Origin of the sequence: Achromobacter sp. 2789STDY5608621 (assembly GCF_001299375.1) — a bacterium.
Classification (GTDB): Bacteria; Pseudomonadota; Gammaproteobacteria; order Burkholderiales; family Burkholderiaceae_B; genus Achromobacter; species Achromobacter insuavis.
Genome location: NZ_CYTU01000057.1, coordinates 1 through 17,524, shown reverse-complemented (window position 1 = coordinate 17,524; position 17,524 = coordinate 1). Strand labels below are relative to the sequence as shown.

The 17,524-nt window shown below is 68.7% G+C and carries 14 protein-coding genes; 2 read left to right on the top strand and 12 right to left on the bottom strand.

The annotated features are described in order from the left end of the window. Window positions 1-340 (bottom strand): Bug family tripartite tricarboxylate transporter substrate binding protein (locus tag AOZ53_RS29410; protein ID WP_255353316.1); only part of this gene is annotated, 340 nt, incomplete at its 3' end. Window positions 341-398: 58 nt separating this feature from the next. After that, window positions 399-1,265: an amidohydrolase family protein gene (locus AOZ53_RS29405; protein WP_180180072.1), complete on the bottom strand. Its 867-nt coding sequence runs from the start codon at window positions 1,263-1,265 to the stop codon at window positions 399-401. A gap of 123 nt (window positions 1,266-1,388) precedes the next feature. Between AOZ53_RS29405 and AOZ53_RS29400 the strand changes: the two genes are divergently transcribed. Next, window positions 1,389-2,306, top strand: coding sequence for a LysR substrate-binding domain-containing protein (locus tag AOZ53_RS29400; RefSeq protein ID WP_054434332.1), 918 nt, complete (start codon window positions 1,389-1,391; stop codon window positions 2,304-2,306). 18 nt (window positions 2,307-2,324) lie between these two features. Here the strand turns inward: AOZ53_RS29400 and AOZ53_RS29395 are convergent, their stop codons facing one another. From AOZ53_RS29395 to AOZ53_RS29375, 5 genes are read right to left on the bottom strand one after another with little or no spacing between them, the layout of a single operon-like run. Next, on the bottom strand, window positions 2,325-3,707 hold the full coding sequence (locus AOZ53_RS29395; RefSeq protein ID WP_054490492.1) for a heavy metal sensor histidine kinase: 1,383 nt from the start codon (window positions 3,705-3,707) through the stop codon (window positions 2,325-2,327). Further along, the gene (locus AOZ53_RS29390; protein ID WP_054419799.1) at window positions 3,704-4,390 is read right to left on the bottom strand and encodes a heavy metal response regulator transcription factor; all 687 of its coding nucleotides are present in this window, start codon (window positions 4,388-4,390) and stop codon (window positions 3,704-3,706) included. The genes AOZ53_RS29395 and AOZ53_RS29390 overlap by 4 nt, the downstream gene beginning before the upstream one ends. Window positions 4,391-4,427: 37 nt before the next feature. After that, complete coding sequence (locus tag AOZ53_RS29385) at window positions 4,428-7,631, bottom strand: efflux RND transporter permease subunit (RefSeq protein ID WP_054490490.1); 3,204 nt, start codon at window positions 7,629-7,631, stop codon at window positions 4,428-4,430. After that, a complete protein-coding gene (locus AOZ53_RS29380) occupies window positions 7,628-8,794 on the bottom strand; it encodes an efflux RND transporter periplasmic adaptor subunit (protein ID WP_054490488.1) in 1,167 nt (388 codons plus the stop codon). The genes AOZ53_RS29385 and AOZ53_RS29380 overlap by 4 nt, the downstream gene beginning before the upstream one ends. Window positions 8,795-8,798: 4 nt before the next feature. Continuing rightward, complete coding sequence (locus AOZ53_RS29375) at window positions 8,799-10,301, bottom strand: efflux transporter outer membrane subunit (protein WP_054490486.1); 1,503 nt, start codon at window positions 10,299-10,301, stop codon at window positions 8,799-8,801. A 324-nt stretch (window positions 10,302-10,625) separates the two neighbouring features. Here AOZ53_RS29375 and argG point away from each other — a divergent pair, with 324 nt between their 5' ends. Continuing rightward, window positions 10,626-11,966 (top strand): argininosuccinate synthase, encoded by a 1,341-nt coding sequence (gene argG, locus AOZ53_RS29370; RefSeq protein ID WP_054434324.1) that lies wholly within the window; start codon window positions 10,626-10,628, stop codon window positions 11,964-11,966. A 356-nt stretch (window positions 11,967-12,322) separates the two neighbouring features. Here the strand turns inward: argG and AOZ53_RS29365 are convergent, their stop codons facing one another. The 5 genes from AOZ53_RS29365 to AOZ53_RS29345 form a co-directional block, all read right to left on the bottom strand. Next, entirely contained in the window at window positions 12,323-14,251 is a 1,929-nt protein-coding gene (locus AOZ53_RS29365) for a potassium transporter Kup (RefSeq protein ID WP_054490483.1), read from the bottom strand. Beyond that, window positions 14,248-15,273, bottom strand: coding sequence for a sensor histidine kinase (locus AOZ53_RS29360; protein WP_054434320.1), 1,026 nt, complete (start codon window positions 15,271-15,273; stop codon window positions 14,248-14,250). The genes AOZ53_RS29365 and AOZ53_RS29360 overlap by 4 nt, the downstream gene beginning before the upstream one ends. Before the next feature lie 176 nt (window positions 15,274-15,449). Continuing rightward, a complete protein-coding gene (locus AOZ53_RS29355) occupies window positions 15,450-16,121 on the bottom strand; it encodes a response regulator transcription factor (RefSeq protein WP_006218435.1) in 672 nt (223 codons plus the stop codon). 65 nt (window positions 16,122-16,186) lie between these two features. Beyond that, window positions 16,187-16,654, bottom strand: coding sequence for an ExbD/TolR family protein (locus tag AOZ53_RS29350; protein WP_054474029.1), 468 nt, complete (start codon window positions 16,652-16,654; stop codon window positions 16,187-16,189). Next, window positions 16,654-17,524: MotA/TolQ/ExbB proton channel family protein (locus tag AOZ53_RS29345; RefSeq protein WP_054490481.1), on the bottom strand; the 871-nt coding region annotated here is incomplete at its 5' end. The genes AOZ53_RS29345 and AOZ53_RS29350, both read right to left, overlap by 1 nt.

Below are 17,524 nucleotides of genomic sequence, written 5' to 3'. Positions count from 1 at the left end.
ACACCGGCGCGAAATCGCGCACCGGGTCGTACGGCAGGTCCTTGTACAGGGCCGGGCTGATGGACACCGCGCCGACGCTGGTCAGGAACAGCACCGAGCCGTCGGCCGGGGCCTTGGCCACGTAGGCCGCGGCGATGTTGCCGTTGGCGCCGGCCTTGTTCTCGACGATGACCGATTGCTTGAGCTCCTTGCCCAGCTGTTCGGCCAGCACCCGGCCGACCAGGTCCACCGGGCCGCCCGGCGGGAAGGCGATGATCAGGCGCACCGGACCATCGGCGTGCGCCGTGGGGCCCAGGCTGGCCAGGCCTAGCAGGCCGGCGAATACGATTTTCTTGAACATGGATTGTCTCCTCGGGATGTCGTGTTTTCTTGTTGCCCGAAATCGGGCGATGGCGCGGCTACAGGAAGCCGTAGAGACGCGCCGGGTTGTCCACCAGGACCTGCCGGCGCGTTTCCGCGTCCGGGCAGGCCAGGAAAAAAGCGTCGGCCAGTTCGCCGTCGTCGGGCATGTCGCCCGCCACGTTCGGATGCGGCCAGTCGGTGCCCCACAGCGTGCGCTCGGGCAGCGCGTCCACCAGGGCGCGCACGAACGGGATGCCTTCGGCAAAGGGGCGCTTGCCCGAGGCGATGCGGTCGATGCCGGAGACCTTGACCCAGGCCTGCGGCACCCGCTCCAGCGCCAGCAAGGCGCGGAACGCCGGCGCGTCCAGTCCATCGGCCGCCTTGATGCGGCCCATGTGGTCGACCACGAACGGCACCGGCAGCGCGCGCAGGCGCGGCAGCAGCTCGGGCAGCATGGCGCCGTCCAGGTGCACGCAGACATGCCAGCCCAGCGGCGCGATCAGGCCGATGACATGGTCGAACACCGCCGGATCGGGCGCGCCACCCAGGTGCGGCACGAAGTTGAAGCGCGCCCCGCGCACGCCGCCGTCATGCAGCTGCCGCACGCTGGCGGCGGTGGCGTCCGCCCCCAGCAGCGCCACGCCGCGGTAGCGGCCCTGGCTCTGCGCCAGCGCGTCGAGCAGCGCGGCATGGTCGTTGCCGTGGCAGTTGGCCTGCACCACCACCGCGCGCTGCACGCCCAGGTGCGCATGCAGCGCCGCCATCCTGGCGTAGGGCGCGTCGGGCGGCGTGTAGGAACGGCCCTCGGCATAGGGGAACACGTCGGCCGGACCGAACACGTGGCAGTGCGTGTCGCAGGCCCCGGCCGGCAGCGCGTGGCGGGGACGGGAGGGCGTGGCAAGCGGAGGACGGCAATCGGGCACGGCGGGATCCAACGGGGAAAACGCCATGCTCGCGGATTGCGCCTCGCTTAACAATGCTATATCTTTGATTTCAGATATAGAAAATTTAGATATCCACATGGATATTGCGCCGCCCGCCTTCCCATGGACCTCAAGCAGATCGAATACTTCGTGCGCGTCGCCGAGCGGCGCAGCTTCTCGCGCGCCGCCGAAATGCTCGACGTGGCCCAGCCCACGCTGAGCCGCCAGGTGCGCCTGCTGGAACTGGAGCTGGGCCAGCACCTGCTCTATCGCAACGGCCGCGGCGCCGAGCCGACCGAGGCCGGCCTGCGCTTCCTGGAGCACGCGCGCGCCCTGCTGGCGCTGGCCGACCGCGCCAAGCAGGACCTGCAGACCCTGCGCGAAACGCCGACCGGCAAGGTGGTGGTCGGCCTGCCGCCGCGCATCGCCCGGGTGCTGACCCCGCCGCTGGTGCAGGCCTTCCGGCGCCGCTTTCCCGATGCGTCGATCGCGGTGGCCGAAGGCCTGAGCGCGCAGATGCGCGAATGGCTGCTGGCCGGCCGGGTCGACCTGGCGCTGCTGTACGACCCCGCGCCGTCGCCGCAACTGGGCTACGAATCGCTGTTCCGCGAAGACCTGGTGCTGGTGGCCGCCGCCGACCACCAGCCGCCCCTGCCCGCCCGCGTGGCCGTGGCCGGCCTGGGCGCCTATCCGCTGGTGCTGCCCAGCCTGCCCAACGCCATCCGCACCCTGGTCGAGAGCATCTGCCGCGCCCAGGGCGTGCGGCTGCAGGTCGCGGCCGAGGTGGACGCGGTGCAGACCATCGTGGAACTGGCGGCCCAGGGCGACGCCTACGCCATCCTGCCGCGCTCGGCCGCGCGCGGGCCGGCGGCCGAACACGCGCTGTCGCTCAGCGACATCGTGTCGCCGCGGATCACCAACAACCTGGTGCTGGCCAGCGCCCGCCATCGCCCCGCCACCCGGCTGGCCATGGCCACCGGCGACCTGATCCGCCAGTTGAACCTGGCCGCGCTGTTCGCGCCGGCCGCCGCCGCGCGCTGAACGCCGCATGCCGGCGGGCTACGCGGCCGTGGTGCCGACGCTGAACGCCACCCGCGTCACGCCGCCGCCGCTGGCGGCCGACACCGCGCCGCCATGCATGGCCGCCACCGCCTTGACGATGGCCAGGCCCAGGCCATGGCTATGTTCGACGCCGTCGCCGCCACGCGCGGCATCGACCCGGTAGAAGCGCTGGAACAGATGCGGCAGGTGCTCCGGCGCGATCGGCGGGCCGGGATTGCTCACCGCCACTTCCAGCAGCCCGTCGCGCCGTTCGATGTCCACCGTGATCTCGGCGCCGGCCGATGAATACTGGATGGCGTTCTGCAGCAGGTTGGTCACCGCCCGCCGGAACAGCGCCGTGTCGATCAGCGCCACCGCGTCGCGTTCGCCCTGGATGCGCACGCGCATGCCGGCCTCGTCCAGCAGGAACTCGAAAAATTCCACCGTCTTGCCGACCTCGTCGGCCAGCACCGCGTGGATGCGGCCGGTGGCGGCCTCGCCCTGGTCGGCCCGGGCCAGGAACAGCATGTCGTTGACCATGGCGCGCAGCCGGTCCAGCTCTTCGAGGTTCGATTGCAGCACCTCGCGCAGCTCGCCCGAGCCGCGCGGCCGCGACAGCGCCACCTGGGTCTGGCCGATCAGGTTGGTGAGCGGCGTGCGCAGCTCGTGGGCGACGTCGGCGTTGAAGTCCTCGAGCTGGTTGTAGGCGCCCTCCAGCCGCGCCAGCGCGCCATTGAAGGAGGTGGCCAGGTCTTCCAGCTCGACCGGCAGCGCCGCCATGCTCAGGCGCTGCGACAAGGCGCTGGGACGCAGCGCCCGGGCCTCGGCCGACAGCCGGTTGAGCGGCCGCAGGCCCAGCCGCGCCACCCAGAAACCCAAGAGGCCCACCAGCAGGATGGCGGTCAGCGACAGCCCGGCCATGGCCCACAGGAAGTAGCGCAGCGTATGGGCATAGGGCGCCGAGTCCATGCCGACGATCAGGCGCACCCGCGGCCGCTGCTGGAAGGCCTCGACGGTCACGGTGATGGTCAGCAGTTCATTTTCGCGGTCCGGCAGCGTGATCGTGCCGAAGCCGTCGGCATGGCGTTCGAGCCGGTCGACGTCGGCCAGGCCCTTGCCGTATTCATAGGCAGGATCATCCGACAGCACCCAGAAGCGCAGGCTGCCGTCGGCCGGCGTCAGGGTATCGAGCTTGGCCTTGAAGCGGCCCCAGCGTTCGGGATCGCCGCTGCGCGTGAGCGAATAGCTGACCTCGTGCGCCGTGGTGCGCAAGGCGTCCTGCTGGATGCGGTCGAGCTGGCGGTCCAGCACCCCGTACAGCGCCACCCCGGTCAGCGCGAAGGTGGCCGCCGCCGCCACCGCGAACATCAGCACCAGCCGGGATTTGAGCGAGGATTTCATTCCGCCGGCTCGTCGTCGCGCAGTTCCAGCACGTAGCCCATGCCGCGGATGGTGTGCAGCAGCTTGCGGTCGAACGGCGCGTCGACCTTGCCGCGCAGCCGCTTGATCGCCACCTCGACCACGTTGACATTGCTGTCGAAGTTCATGTCCCAGACAAGTTCGGCGATCGCCGTCTTGGACAGGATCTCGCCCTGGCGCCGCGCCAGGACCGCCAGCAGCGCGAATTCCTTGGCGGTCAGGTCCAGCCGGACGCCGGCGCGCCAGGCCTTGCGGCTGATCAGGTCGATCTGCAGGTCGCCGATGCGCAACTGCACCGGCTCCTGGGCGCGGCCGCGCCGGGTCAGCGCCTGCAGCCGGGCCAGCAGTTCCAGAAACGAGAACGGCTTGACCAGGTAGTCGTCGGCGCCGTCGTGCAGGCCGCGGATGCGGTCCTCGACGCCGTCGCGCGCGGTCAGCATGATGACCGGCGTCTGGCGCACGCTGCGCAGCGACCGCAGCACCGCGAAGCCATCCATGCCCGGCAGCATCGCGTCCAGCACGATCACGTCGTAATCGTGCTCCAGCGCCAGGTGTTGGCCGTCGATGCCGTTATGCGCGACATCCACCGCGCAGCCCTGCTCACCCAGGCCCTTGCGCAGGTAATCCGCCGTCTTCAGTTCATCTTCGACTATCAGGATTTTCATGGCAGCCCCGCCAGGGCACGTCGACGATCAAGGAAGCCTATTTTGACTCAACTCCGGGCTGGACAGGCGCTCCCGCCTCGCCTGGCTCGACGCCAGCCGGCACGGACGCCCCCGCCTTGCGCGCGGCGCGTTCCTGCTTCTTGCGCATGTACCAGAAATGCGCCCGGTCCAGGTACAGGTACACCACCGGCGTCGTGAACAGCGTCAGCGCCTGCGACACGATCAGGCCGCCCACCATCGCATAGCCCAGCGGCCGGCGCAACTCCGAGCCCTGGCCGTGGCTCAGCATCAGCGGCAGGCCGCTGAGCAGCGCGCACATGGTGGTCATCATGATCGGCCGGAAGCGCAACACGCAGGCCTGGTAGATCGCCTCGGCCGGCGACATGCCGTGCTCGCGCTCGGCCGTCAGGGCGAAGTCGATCATCATGATGCCGTTCTTCTTGACGATGCCGATCAGCAGGATGATGCCGATCAGCGCGATCACGCTCAGGTCATAGCCGCCCACCATCAGGATCAGCAGCGCCCCCACCCCGGCCGACGGCAGCGTCGACAGGATCGTCAGCGGATGGATGTAGCTTTCGTACAGCAGCCCCAGCACGATATACACCGCGATCAGCGCCGCCGCGATCAGGTACGGCTGGGTCGCCAGCGAGTCGCCGAAGGCCTTGGCCGTGCCCTGGAACGCCCCGGTCAGGCTGGCCGGCGCGCCCATCTGCGCCTGGGCCTGCTGGATCGCCTGCACCGCCTGGCCGAGCGAGGCGCCCGGCGCCAGGTTGAATGAGATTGTCACCGCCGGGAACTGGCCCTGGTGGCTGATCGACAGATAGGCGGTCTTGTCGGTGTCGAGCTTGATGAAGGTCGACAGCGGCACCTGCTGGCCGGTCAGCGGCGAGGTCAGGTAGAGCTTGGAGAACAGGTCCGGATCCTGCTGCAGCTTGGGCGTCACCTCCAACACCACGTGGTAGCTGTTGATCTGGGTGAAGTACTGCGCCACCTGGCGCTGGCCGATGGCGTCGTAGATGGTGGCGTCGATCAGCGCCGGCGAGATGCCGAACGACGAGGCCCGCGCGCGGTCGATGGTGATGGAGGCGGTCGCCGCCGCGTTCTGCTGGTCGGACGCCAGGTCGGTCAGCATCGGCAGCTCGCGGAACTTGGCCAGCAGCCGCGGCGCCCACACGTTCAGTTCGTCCAGGTTCGAGTCCGTCAGCGTGTACTGGTACTGGGTGCGCGATAGCCGCCCGCCGACGTTGATGTCCTGGCCCGCCTGCATGAACAGCGTCACGCCCTCCAGCTTGGCCAGCTGCGGCCGCAGCCGCGCGATGACCTCGTCGGCCGACGCCGTGCGGCCCTCGTCCTTCGGCTTCAGGCCGATGTAGAAGTTGCCGGTGTTGTAGGTGCTCTGGCTGCCGTTGAAGCCAAAGCTGGCGATGTCCGGATCCTGCCGGATCACGTCGGCCATCTGGATCATGCGCTGGTTCATCAGCGAGAACGACGAATCCTGGGCCGATTCGGCGAAGCCGAAGATGAAGCCGGTGTCCTGCTGCGGGAAGAACCCCTTCGGGATCATCACGAACAGCGCCACCGTGCACGCCACCGTCGCCAGGAACGAGCACAGCGTGGCGAACGGGTGCCGCAACACCAGCTTCAGGCCGCGCTCATAGCCATGCAGCATGGCGTCGAAGCCGCGCTCGAACAGCAGGTACAGGCGTCCATGGCGGTCGCCGTGGTGGTTCTTCAGGTAGCGCGAGCACAGCATCGGCGTCAGCGTCAGCGACACCAGCACCGATACCACGATGGTCAGCGTCACCGTCACCGCGAACTCGCGGAACAGCCGGCCGACGATGCCGCCCATCAGCAGCAGCGGAATGAACACGGCCACCAGCGACACCGAGATCGAGACGATGGTGAAGCCGATCTCGCCCGCGCCCTTGTAGGCCGCCTCCATCGGCGACATGCCGGCCTCGACGTGGCGGTAGATGTTCTCCAGCATCACGATCGCGTCGTCCACCACGAAGCCCACCGCGATCGTCAGCGCCATCAGCGACAGGTTGTCCAGGCTGAACCCGACCACGTACATGATGGCGGCCGTGCCCATCAGCGCCAGCGGCACCGTCACGCACGGAATCAGCGTCGCCGCCACGTTGCGCAGGAACAGGAAGATCACCAGCACCACCAGGATGATGGTCAGCGTCAGCGTGAACTCCACGTCCTGCACCGAGGCGCGGATGGTCTGAGTGCGGTCGATGATGGTGTTGACGTGCACCGACGGCGGGATCGAGGCCTCCAGCCGCGGCAGCGCCGCGCGGATCCGGTCGACCGTGTCGATCACGTTGGCGCCCGGCTGCTTGCTGATCTGCAGCACGATCGAACGGCCGTTGGTGATGGTGTTGTCCGGCGGCGAGGCCGGCCCGGCGTAGGCCCAGCCGGCCAGCTTGGTGTTTTCCGGCCCGTCCACGGCCACGCCGACGTCGCGCACCCGGATCGGCGCGCCGTTGCGGTAGGCCAGCACCATGTCGTTCCATTGCGACGCCGACAGCAACTGGTCGTTGGTGTAGGTGGTGAAGCTCTGGCGCGGCCCGTCAATCGTGCCCTTGGGCTGGTTGACGGTGGTGGTGGCGATGACGCCGCGGATGTCCTCCAGGCTCAGCCCCAGCGCCGCCAGCTTGCCCGGGTCCACCTGGATGCGCACGGCCGGCTTCTGCTGGCCGCCGATGTTGACCAGCCCCACGCCCGAGATCTGCGAGATCTGCTGCGCCAGGATGTTGTCGGCGTAGTCATTGACCTGGATCAGCGGCAGTGTGTCCGACTGCACCGCCATCACCATGATCGGCGCGTCGGCCGGATTGACCTTGCGGAAGGTCGGCGGATTCGGCAGATTGTTCGGCAGCTGGCCGGTGGCGGCGTTGATCGCGGCCTGCACGTCCACCGCCGCCGAGTCGATGCTGCGGTTCAGGTCGAACTGCAGCGTGATCTGGGTCAGGCCGATGGCGCTGACCGAGGTCATCTGCGACAGGCCGGCGATCAGCGAGAACTGCCGCTCCAGCGGCTGCGCCACGTTGGACGCCATGGTCTCGGGACTGCCGCCGGGCAGGCTGGCCTGCACCTGGATGGTGGGAAAGTCGACCTGCGGCAGCGGCGCCACCGGCAACAGCGGCCAGGCCGCGATGCCGACCAGCAGGATCGCCAGCGCCAGCAGCGAGGTGCCGATCGGCCGCTTGATGAAATTCGCTGAGATGCTCACTGGCCGCCTCCCGCCGCCGCGGCCAGCTCACGCACCTTGCTGCCGGGCTTGAGCTTGTATTGGCCGTCCACCACCACGCGCTGGCCGGCGTCCAGCCCCTGCTGGATCACGGCCAGGCCGTCCTGCATGCGCTCCACCTTGACCGGCCGCGGCTGCGCCACGCCGGCGCCATCCACCACGTACACGAAGGTATCGGACTGGCCGCGCTGCACCGCCGCCGCCGGCACCGTCACGGCGCTTTCGTGCGGGTCCAGCACCAGCCGCGCGTTGACGTACTGCCCGGGCCACAGGCGATGGCGCGGATTGTCGAAGCGGCCCTTGAGCTGCACCGTGCCGGTGGTGGTGTCGATCTGGTTGTTCAGCAGCACCAGCTGGCCCTGCTCCAGCGGCTCGTTGCCGCCGCGCGCATAAGCCGCCACGGTCAACGCCTGGCCCTTGTCCATGGCCGCGTTGATCGCCGGCACCGATTCTTCCGGCAGCGAGAACAGCACCGTGATCGGATCGATCTGGTTGATCACCACCAGGCCGTTGACGTCGGCCGCGTGCACGATGTTGCCCGGGTCCACCAGCCGCGCCCCAACCCGGCCGGAGATCGGCGCGACGATGCGGGTGTAGTCCAGCTGCACCTTGGCGTAGCTGATCTGGGCGTCGTCGGTCTGCGTCGCCGCCTCCAGCTGCGCCACCAGCGCGCGCTGCGTGTCCAGCGTCTGCTGGGTGGCGGCGTCCTCGCGCTGCAGGCGGGTGTAGCGCTGCAGGTCCAGCCGCGCGTTCACCAGCGTGGCCTGGTCCTTGGCGCGCTGCGCCTGGGCCTGGGCCAGTTGCGCCTGCAGGGCGCGCGGGTCGATATTGGCCAGCACCTGGCCGGCCTTCACGTCCTGGCCCTCGACGAAGCCGACGCTGTCGAGCTGGCCGTCGATGCGCGCCTTGACCGTGACCGTCGCCGCCGACGTCACCGTGCCGACGCCGGTCAGGTAGCGCGGCACGTCCTGGCGCTGCGCCAGCGCGGTGGCCACCGGCACCGCCGGCGCCGGCGGCGGCGCCGCCTCGCCGCCCCCGCGCAGCCACCACCATGCCGCCAGGCAGCAGGCCGCCAGCGCCAACGCCAGCAGCGCCGCCTTGCGGCCGCCCGCGCCCGGAGGGGAAATCGTCACAGCCTTGTCCATGGACTTACTCATTCTCGGTAGGGGATTTGGGCGCGGCCGGCGCCGCGCCAGCCGCCGCCAGCGCCTGCGCATCCGGCGTGTTCAGGGCGGACGCGTTCCAGCCGCCGCCCACGGCCTTGATCAACGCCACGCTGGCCACCATCTGGCGGCCGCGCAGCTGCACGGCATTGCGTTCGTTCGACAGCGTCAGGGCCTGCGCCGTGGCCACCGCCAGGAACGTGGTGGTGCCGGCGCGGTACTGCGCCAGGGCCAGCTGCTCGCTCAACCGCGAAGCCGCCACCGCCTGGTCCTGCGCCCGCGCCTCGTCGTCCAGCACGCGCAAGGTCGACAGGTTGTCCTCCACCTCCTGGAACGCGCCCAGCACCGTCTGCTTGTATTGCGCGGCGCTGGCGTCGAACGCCGCCACCGCCTGGGCATCACGCGCGCGCCGCAGCCCCCCGTCGAAAATCGTCTCCGCCAGCGCCGCCCCCAGCGACCAGACCCGGCCCGGCGCGTTGAACCACTGCGCGAAGCTGGCCGCGCCGAAGCCGCCGGTGGCCGACAGCACCAGCGACGGGAAGTAGGCGGCGCGCGCCACGCCGATGGCGGCATTGGCCGAGGCCACCTGGCGTTCGGCCGCCGCGATGTCCGGACGCCGCTCCAGCAGGTCCGACGGCAGGCCGGTCGGCACCGCGGGCACGTGGAACATCCAGGGCTGGTCCGCCGCCAGCGGCGCCAGGCTGAACTGCGCCGGCGCCCGCCCGGTCAGGATGGCGATGGCGTGTTCGAGCTGGTTGCGCGAGGTATCCAGGTCGATCGCCTGGGCCTGCGCGGTCCGCAACTGGGCCTCGGCCTGGGCCACGTCCGAGCGCAGCGCCACGCCCGCGTCGTACTGGCTCTGGGTCAACTTGAGCGTGCGTTGATAGGCCTGCAGGGTGCGGGCATACAGGTCCTTTTCCCGGTCCACCGCGCGCAATTGCAGGTAATCCTGCGCCAGCGCCGCCTGGATGCTGAGCCGGGCCGCCGCCAGGCTGGCTTCGCTGGCCTGGGTCGAGGCATCGCTGGACTCGACCTGGCGGCGCACCGCGCCCCACAGGTCCGGCTCCCACGACACGTCGATGGCGGCCGCGTAGCTATTGGAAACGCCCACCACCCCGTTGCTCTTGGCCCGGGCCCGCTGCGCCGACACATTGGCGCCGACCGTGGGCCAGAAGCCGGCGCGGGCCGCATCGGCCGCCGCGCGCGCCTGGCGGTATTGCGCCTGGGCCTGCTGGATAGTCTGGTTGGCGCCGTTGGCGGCCACGATCAGGCCATTCAGGGTCGGATCACCATAGGCTTCCCACCACGGCTGCGAACCGTCGATCACGCCCGGTTGCGCCGTCTTCCAGGGCCCCGATTCCTTGTATCCGGCCGGCAGGTCCATGGTCGGACGCTGGTAATCCGGCCCCACGGCGCACCCGGCCAACCCCAACAGGGCCGCCAGTCCCGTCGCCGCCCAACGCGGCGCTCTGCGCTTGCCAGTGTTCATTTTTCGGCGCCGCCCGCGCGGCCAACGAGTCCAGTACGGCCCTACTGTAGAAACCCCTGCGGGACCGCACGCTGTCCGTTCGCTGACAATTCGGACAGGTTGGCGCCGGGCCCGCTCTCCCCCCGGGCGCCCCGCCGCCTGTTTTTCCTGGCCCCTTTTTCCAGCCGATTTTCCCCGCGCCCCTTCCCGGCCCCGCTGCCGACGGCTTTCCGCCCCGCCGCCGCAGCCCGGGCCGCCACCGCCCAAAAGAGTTAAAATGCCCCGCAGATTTCTTGTTTGGCGGCTCGTTGCTGTCAAAGTCCCGTTGGCGTCTCACCTCAAACAATGACCACTATCCTCCCGAACCTTCCCACCGGCCAGAAGGTCGGCATCGCCTTTTCCGGCGGCCTCGACACCAGCGCCGCGCTGCTCTGGATGCGCAACAACGGCGCCATCCCCTACGCCTACACCGCGAACCTGGGCCAGCCCGACGAATCCGACTACGACGAGATCCCGCGCAAGGCCCTGGCCTACGGCGCCGAGAACGCCCGCCTGATCGACTGCCGCGCGCAGCTCGTGGCCGAAGGCATCGCCGCCCTGCAGGCCGGCGCCTTCCACATCTCGACCGCCGGCATCACCTACTTCAACACCACGCCCATCGGCCGCGCCGTCACCGGCACCATGCTGGTGGCCGCCATGAAGGAAGACAACGTCAACATCTGGGGCGACGGCAGCACCTTCAAGGGCAACGACATCGAGCGCTTCTACCGCTACGGCCTGCTGACCAACCCGGACCTGAAGATCTACAAGCCCTGGCTCGACCAGCAGTTCATCGACCAGCTCGGCGGCCGCTCGGAAATGTCCGAGTACATGCGCCAAGCCGGCTTCGACTACAAGATGTCGGCGGAAAAGGCCTACTCCACCGACTCCAACCTGCTCGGCGCCACCCACGAAGCCAAGGATCTGGAACACCTGAACTCCGGCATCCGCATCGTCAAGCCCATCATGGGCGTGGCGTTCTGGCGCGACGACGTCGCCGTCAAGGCCGAGGAAGTCACCGTCCGCTTCGAGGAAGGCCAGCCGGTCGCCCTGAACGGCGTGGAATACAGCGACCCGGTCGAGCTGATGCTCGAAGCCAACCGCATCGGCGGTCGCCACGGCCTGGGCATGAGCGACCAGATCGAGAACCGCATCATCGAAGCCAAGAGCCGCGGCATCTACGAAGCCCCGGGCCTGGCCCTGCTGTTCATCGCCTACGAGCGCCTGGTCACCGGCATCCACAACGAAGACACCATCGAGCAGTACCGCGAAAGCGGCCGCAAGCTCGGTCGCCTGCTGTACCAGGGCCGCTGGTTCGACCCGCAAGCCATCATGCTGCGCGAAACCGCCCAGCGCTGGGTCGCCCGCGCCGTCACCGGCGAAGTCACCATCGAACTGCGCCGCGGCAACGACTACTCGCTGCTCAACACCGAATCGCCCAACCTGACCTACGCCCCCGAGCGCCTGTCGATGGAAAAGGTCGAGAACGCCCCCTTCACCCCCGCCGACCGCATCGGCCAGCTGACCATGCGCAACCTCGACATCGTCGACACCCGCGCCAAGCTGTTCACCTACACGCAAACCGGCCTGCTCTCCGCCTCCGGCACCTCGCTGCCGCAACTGAAGGACGAGGCCAAGAAGAAGTAATTCTTCCCGCCCAACAAAAAGCCCCTCGGCAACACCGAGGGGCTTTTTTTATTCGACACAACCAACGCGGTCCTTCCCGGATTCAACCTCGAACCCACCGCCTCCTCCAACTCGGACGCCACCGCAAACGCGCCCGCCTCAAAGCCTGCCAAGATGCAGACATTGCAGCCCGTCGGGTTGGCGTTGCGGGGGCGCGGGGCGTGTAGATGCGCCCGAGGGAATCTGAAGGGAAGGCCGAAGGCCTGGACGAAGATGACAATGGGGAAGTCCGGAGCGAACGCTCCGGACCGCAATCGTAGCCCCGCGCCCCCGCAACGCCAACCCGGCGGGCGTCTTAAGAACTCAAAACCCCAGGCCTAAAGTTCGACCTGCATCCCCATCTCGACAACCCGATTCGCCGGAATCTTGAAAAACTTCGTGCTCCGCGTCGAATTGCGCGCCATGAACGAGAACACCGCCCGCCGCCACCGCCACAGCGCCGGCTTCCTGGCCGCCACCACCGTCTGCCGCGACAGGAAGTAAGACGTCCGCATCGGCTCCAGATCCAGCTCCGGATACGCCTCGGCCACCAGCCGCAGCGCCTCCGGCACGTCCGGATCTTCCTTGAAGCCGTAATTGATCGTCGCCGCCCAGCTCGACGCGCTCATCTTGGTCACCGAGAAGCGCTCTTCCGCCGACACGTACGGCACGTCGGCCCCCCGGATCGTCAGGAACAGCACGTGGTCATGCAGCACCTTGTTGTGCTTGAGGTTGTGCAGCAGCGCCGGCGGCACATTGCCCGAATTCATCGTCATGAAAATCGCCGTGCCCGGCACCCGCGACGGCGGATAGGCCTCGAGCTGCTCCATGAACTCCTTGAGCGGCTGGCGATCACGCTGCTGCATGTCCGACAACAGCCGGCGGCCGCGGCGCCACGTCATCATCAGCGTGAACACCACGATCGCCACCAGCAGCGGCAGCCAGCCGCCTTCGTGGATCTTGAACACGTTGGCCGAGAACAGCAGCACGTCGAACAGCAGCAGCAGGCCCAGCACCACGAACCACAGCATGCGCTTGGCGCCCGTGCTGCCGCGCGGCAGCACCGCGAACGCCAGCACCGAGGTCGTCAGCATCGTCCCCGTCACCGCGAAGCCGTAGGCGGCCGCCAGATTGTCGGAATTGCGGAACACCAGCACCAGCACCAGCACCGCGCACAGCAGCAGCGCATTGACCTGCGGCAGGTAGATCTGGCCCTTCTCCACCGCCGACGTATGCAGGATCTGCATGCGCGGCCAGAAGCCCAGCTGCACCGCCTGGCGCGTCACCGAGTACGCGCCCGAAATCACCGCCTGCGACGCCACGATGGTGGCGACCGTCGCCAGCGCCACCAGCGGCGCCAGGCCCCATTCCGGCGCCATCATGAAGAACGGATTGCGGATCGCGCCGGGATCGCGCAGCAGCAACGCGCCCTGGCCGAAATAGCACAGCGTCAGCGCCGGCAGCACCATGCTGAACCAGGCGCTGCGGATCGCCGGACGGCCGAAGTGGCCCATGTCGGCGTACAGCGCCTCGGCGCCGGTCAGCGCCAGCACCACCGCACCCAGCAGCACGAAACTGATCCACGGGAACTCGATGATGAAGCGCAGGCCCCACATCGGATTGAGCGCCGCCAGCACCTCGGGCGTCTGCCAGATCTGCCAGCCGCCCAGCGCCGCCAGCGTGCCGAACCACAGCAGCATCACCGGCCCGAACAGCTTGCCCATGGCGCCCGTGCCATGCGACTGGATCGCGAACAGCGCCACCAGCACCACCAGCGCCAGCGGCACCACCCACGCATCCAGCGTGTGCGACACGATGCCGATCCCTTCCAGCGCCGACAGCACCGAAATCGCCGGCGTGATCATGCTGTCGCCATAGAACAGCGCCGCGCCGAAAATGCCCAGCACGATCAGGATCCAGCGCAGCTTGCCGTCGCGGTTGCGCACCGCCAGTTCCAGCAGCGCCAGCGTGCCGCCCTCGCCGCGGTTGTCGGCGCGCAGGATCAGCGTCACATACTTCAGCGACACCACCACCATCAGCATCCAGAACAGGATGGACAGCACGCCCAGCAGATGCGCCGGCTCCAGGTCGGTGTGCACGCTCAGCCCGGTCAGGCAGGCCCGCAGCGTGTACAGGGGGCTGGTGCCGATGTCGCCGTACACCACGCCCAGCGCACCCAGCACGAGGGCGGCGCGCGAGGACGGCGCGTGGCCGGCGGAAGCCGCGCCGGGAGTCGAAGAAGGAACGCTGACCGAGCCCTGGCTCATGATGTGGGTTCTTGCCGAGTGAGTTGCGCCCCCTTGCGGGGGCCGGGGAACACGACGGAAAGCCGCGTTCCGGAAAAATCCGGGCGGCTGGTGAGCTTCCACCAGGCGCCATGCGCGTGCGCGATCTCGCGCACGATCGCCAGTCCCAGGCCCGAGCCGCCGGCGGTGACCGAGGGCGAACGGTAGAACGCCTCGAACACGCGGTCGCGCTCTTCCGCCGGAATGCCGGGGCCATCGTCCTCCACCGTCAGCGACGGCGGATTGGCGCCGACGATCAGGGTGATCTTGCCGGTGTCATTGCCATAGCGCAGCGCATTGTCGATCAGGTTGCCCAGCAGCTCGGCCAGCAGCAGCGGATCGGCGTCGATCCAGATCGGCGCGTCCGGCGCCACCAGATCCAGCTCGTAGCGCGCCTCGCGCACCCGCGGAAACCACTCGGCGCCATGCGCCCGCACCCATTCGCACAGGTCGATGCGCACGAAGCTGTCCTGCGGCCGGGCATTGGGATCGGCGCGCGCCAGCACCAGCAGCTGCTGGCCCAGGCGGATCATGCGGTCGCTGACCGCCTTGATGCGCTCGGCGCGCGCCCGCACGTCGTCGGGCAAGGGCCGCGCCAGCATCAACTCGGACTCCAGCCGCAGACCCGACAACGGCGTGCGCAGCTGGTGCGCGGCATGGCCGATGAAGCGGCGCTGCGCCGCCAGCGACGCGTCGAGCCGCAGTAGCAGGTCGTTGGTATGGGTGACGAGAGGTTCGATCTCGACCGGCACGCCGGCCACTTCCAGCGGCTGCATGTCGTCGATGGAGCGCTGGCGGATTTCCTCGGACAGATGGTTGACCGAGCGCAGGCCGGAGCGCACCCCCTGCACCACCACCCCGGTGAACAGGGCGATCAGCAGCACCTGCCCCACCACCATCAGCCAGAAGAAGTCTTCCAGCATCCACAGCGACATGTCGATCTTGTGGGTGATGACCCAGGTGGCGGCCAGGTCCAGCAGCACCAGCAACAGGATCGGCGGCATCAGCCGGATGACCAGATGCCGCGCGAGCGAACGTGAGGGGAGCAACGGCCGAGCGGCCTGGGGCGCGGAAGGAGTGCGTTCTGACGTCATGACGCGGAGCCCTCGCTTAGGTGGATGTGGGGTGTGGCCGCCGCGGGCTGGCGGCGCCAGCCGGCTTCAGGCGGCCAGACAGGCCGTCAGGCCGTTTCCACATCCAGCATGTAGCCGAAGCCGCGCACCGTCTGGATGCTGGCGCCCGTGCCTTCCAGGCGCTTGCGCAGGCGGTACACATAGACTTCCACTGCGTTCTCGCTGAAATCGGCGTCCCAGGCGGACAGCGAATTGACGATCTGGCGCTTGGTGACCACGCGGCCGACGCGAGCCATCAGCATTTCCAGCACGGACAGTTCGCGCACGGACAGCGACAGGCGCTGGCCATTGGCCCGGACTTCGCGGCCGACGGTGTCGAACACCAGGGGGCCGACTTCGATCAGCGGCTGCGCCTGCCCCGCCCGGCGACGGCCGAAGGCGCGCACGCGGGCGGCCAGCTCGGGCAGCTCGAAGGGCTTGGTGACGTAGTCGTCGGCGCCGGCGTCCAGACCGGCGACGCGGTCCTCGATGCCGTCACGGGCCGTCAGGATCAGCACCGGAACCTGGTTGCCGTCCTGCCGCAGCTGGCGCAGCACGTCCAGGCCGCTCATGCCGGGCAGATTGAGGTCGAGCAGCATCAGGTCATACGGCTGGCCTGCCAGTGCGCCCAGAACCCGGTCGCCCTCGGTCAGCCAGTCGACCGCATAACCTTGGTCGGCCAGAAATTCCTGGAGCGCATGGCCCAGGGTGGTGTCGTCTTCGATTACCAGAACTCGCATGCCGCGATTCTAGCGCGATCCCAGAAAAAACGGGGCGCGAAATGCGCCCCGTTGTTGGGAATCGTTCAACGGGCGGACGGCGCCGGGGTGCCCGGGCCCTCTGCTGCCGCCCCGCCCGAGGGCGGCGTGGTGACGAATCCGATGCGCGTCATGCCCGAGCGGCGGGCCGAGGCCATGACCTTGGCCAGCGTCTCGTAGCGGGTGTTCTGGTCGGCGCGGATGCGGATTTCAGGTTGCGGCTTGGTGCTGGCGATCGACTTGAAGCGATTCGGCAGGTCGTCGATATTGACCGGCTTCTCGTCCCAGAACAGCGCGCCGCTGGCGTCGATGGCCAGGTCCACGGTCTTGGGTTCTTCCTCGATCTGCTCGGCGGCCACCTGGGGCATGTTGATCTTGATCGAGTGCGCCAGCAGCGGCGCCGTGATGATGAAGATCACCAGCAACACCAGCATGACGTCGATCAGCGGCACCATGTTGATCTCGGACACCGTGTGGGTGCCGGATCCTTTGCCCTCGAAGCTGCCAAAAGCCATTATTCGCTCCCGCGTTGGACCGCGGCGCCGTTACCGTGCTGGCGGCGCAGCGCGCGCACCTTGCTGTCCGACAGCGCCACTTGCTGGCCGGTCGTCAGGAAGGCGAACAGGTCATGCGCGAAGGCGTCCAGGCGCGACAGGTAGACGCGGTTGTTGCGCACGAAGGTGTTGTAGGCCAGCACCGCCGGGATGGCGACCGCCAGGCCCAGGCCGGTCATGATCAGGGCCTCGCCCACCGGACCGGCGATGCGATTGATGGTGACGCCATCGGACAGGCCGATGCCGACCAGGGCATGGTACACGCCCCACACCGTGCCGAACAGGCCGACGAACGGCGCCGTCGAACCGACCGAGGCCAGCACCGTCAGGCCGTTTTCCAGCTTGGCGGTTTCCTCGTCGATCACCTTGCGCATGGTGCGCGTGACGAAATCGCTGTTCGAGCCCGCTTCTTCCAGCTTGGTGGCGCCGAACTTGTTGTGATGCGCCTGCGCGTGCATGGCGTGGCTGGCCAGGTGCGAGAACGGATCGCGCGCGCCGTGCGTGGTGATCTCGTGCTCGACCTGCTCCAGCGAGCTGGCGTTCCAGAACTTGTTCAGGAAGTCGGCCGAGCGGCGGCGCATGCTGATGTTGCTGCCGACCTTGACCAGGATCAGGTACCAGGTCACCAGCGACATCAGGATCAGGATGATGAACAGGCTCTTGCCGACGAAGTCGCTCTGCGCGACGAAGTGCATGAAGCCCATGTCGGGCACGGGCGCGGGCGCCGGCGCGACCGCGGGCAGCGCGGCGGCGGCGCCGTGCAGCGCGTCCGCGGATTGCTGGACTGCGCCAGCGGCTTGCTGGGCGATGCCGCCGGCCGTGGCCGTGGCC

Coding starts and splice junctions, on each gene's coding strand:
- AOZ53_RS29400 (WP_054434332.1), top strand. CDS start 1,389: ATGGACCTCAAGCAGATCGAATACTTCGTGCGCGTCGCCGAGCGGCGC.
- AOZ53_RS29375 (WP_054490486.1), bottom strand. CDS start 10,301: ATGAACACTGGCAAGCGCAGAGCGCCGCGTTGGGCGGCGACGGGACTG.
- AOZ53_RS29350 (WP_054474029.1), bottom strand. CDS start 16,654: ATGGCTTTTGGCAGCTTCGAGGGCAAAGGATCCGGCACCCACACGGTG.
- AOZ53_RS29390 (WP_054419799.1), bottom strand. CDS start 4,390: ATGAAAATCCTGATAGTCGAAGATGAACTGAAGACGGCGGATTACCTG.
- AOZ53_RS29395 (WP_054490492.1), bottom strand. CDS start 3,707: ATGAAATCCTCGCTCAAATCCCGGCTGGTGCTGATGTTCGCGGTGGCG.
- AOZ53_RS29360 (WP_054434320.1), bottom strand. CDS start 15,273: ATGCCGCCGATCCTGTTGCTGGTGCTGCTGGACCTGGCCGCCACCTGG.
- AOZ53_RS29365 (WP_054490483.1), bottom strand. CDS start 14,251: ATGAGCCAGGGCTCGGTCAGCGTTCCTTCTTCGACTCCCGGCGCGGCT.
- AOZ53_RS29355 (WP_006218435.1), bottom strand. CDS start 16,121: ATGCGAGTTCTGGTAATCGAAGACGACACCACCCTGGGCCATGCGCTC.
- argG (WP_054434324.1), top strand. CDS start 10,626: ATGACCACTATCCTCCCGAACCTTCCCACCGGCCAGAAGGTCGGCATC.
- AOZ53_RS29380 (WP_054490488.1), bottom strand. CDS start 8,794: ATGGACAAGGCTGTGACGATTTCCCCTCCGGGCGCGGGCGGCCGCAAG.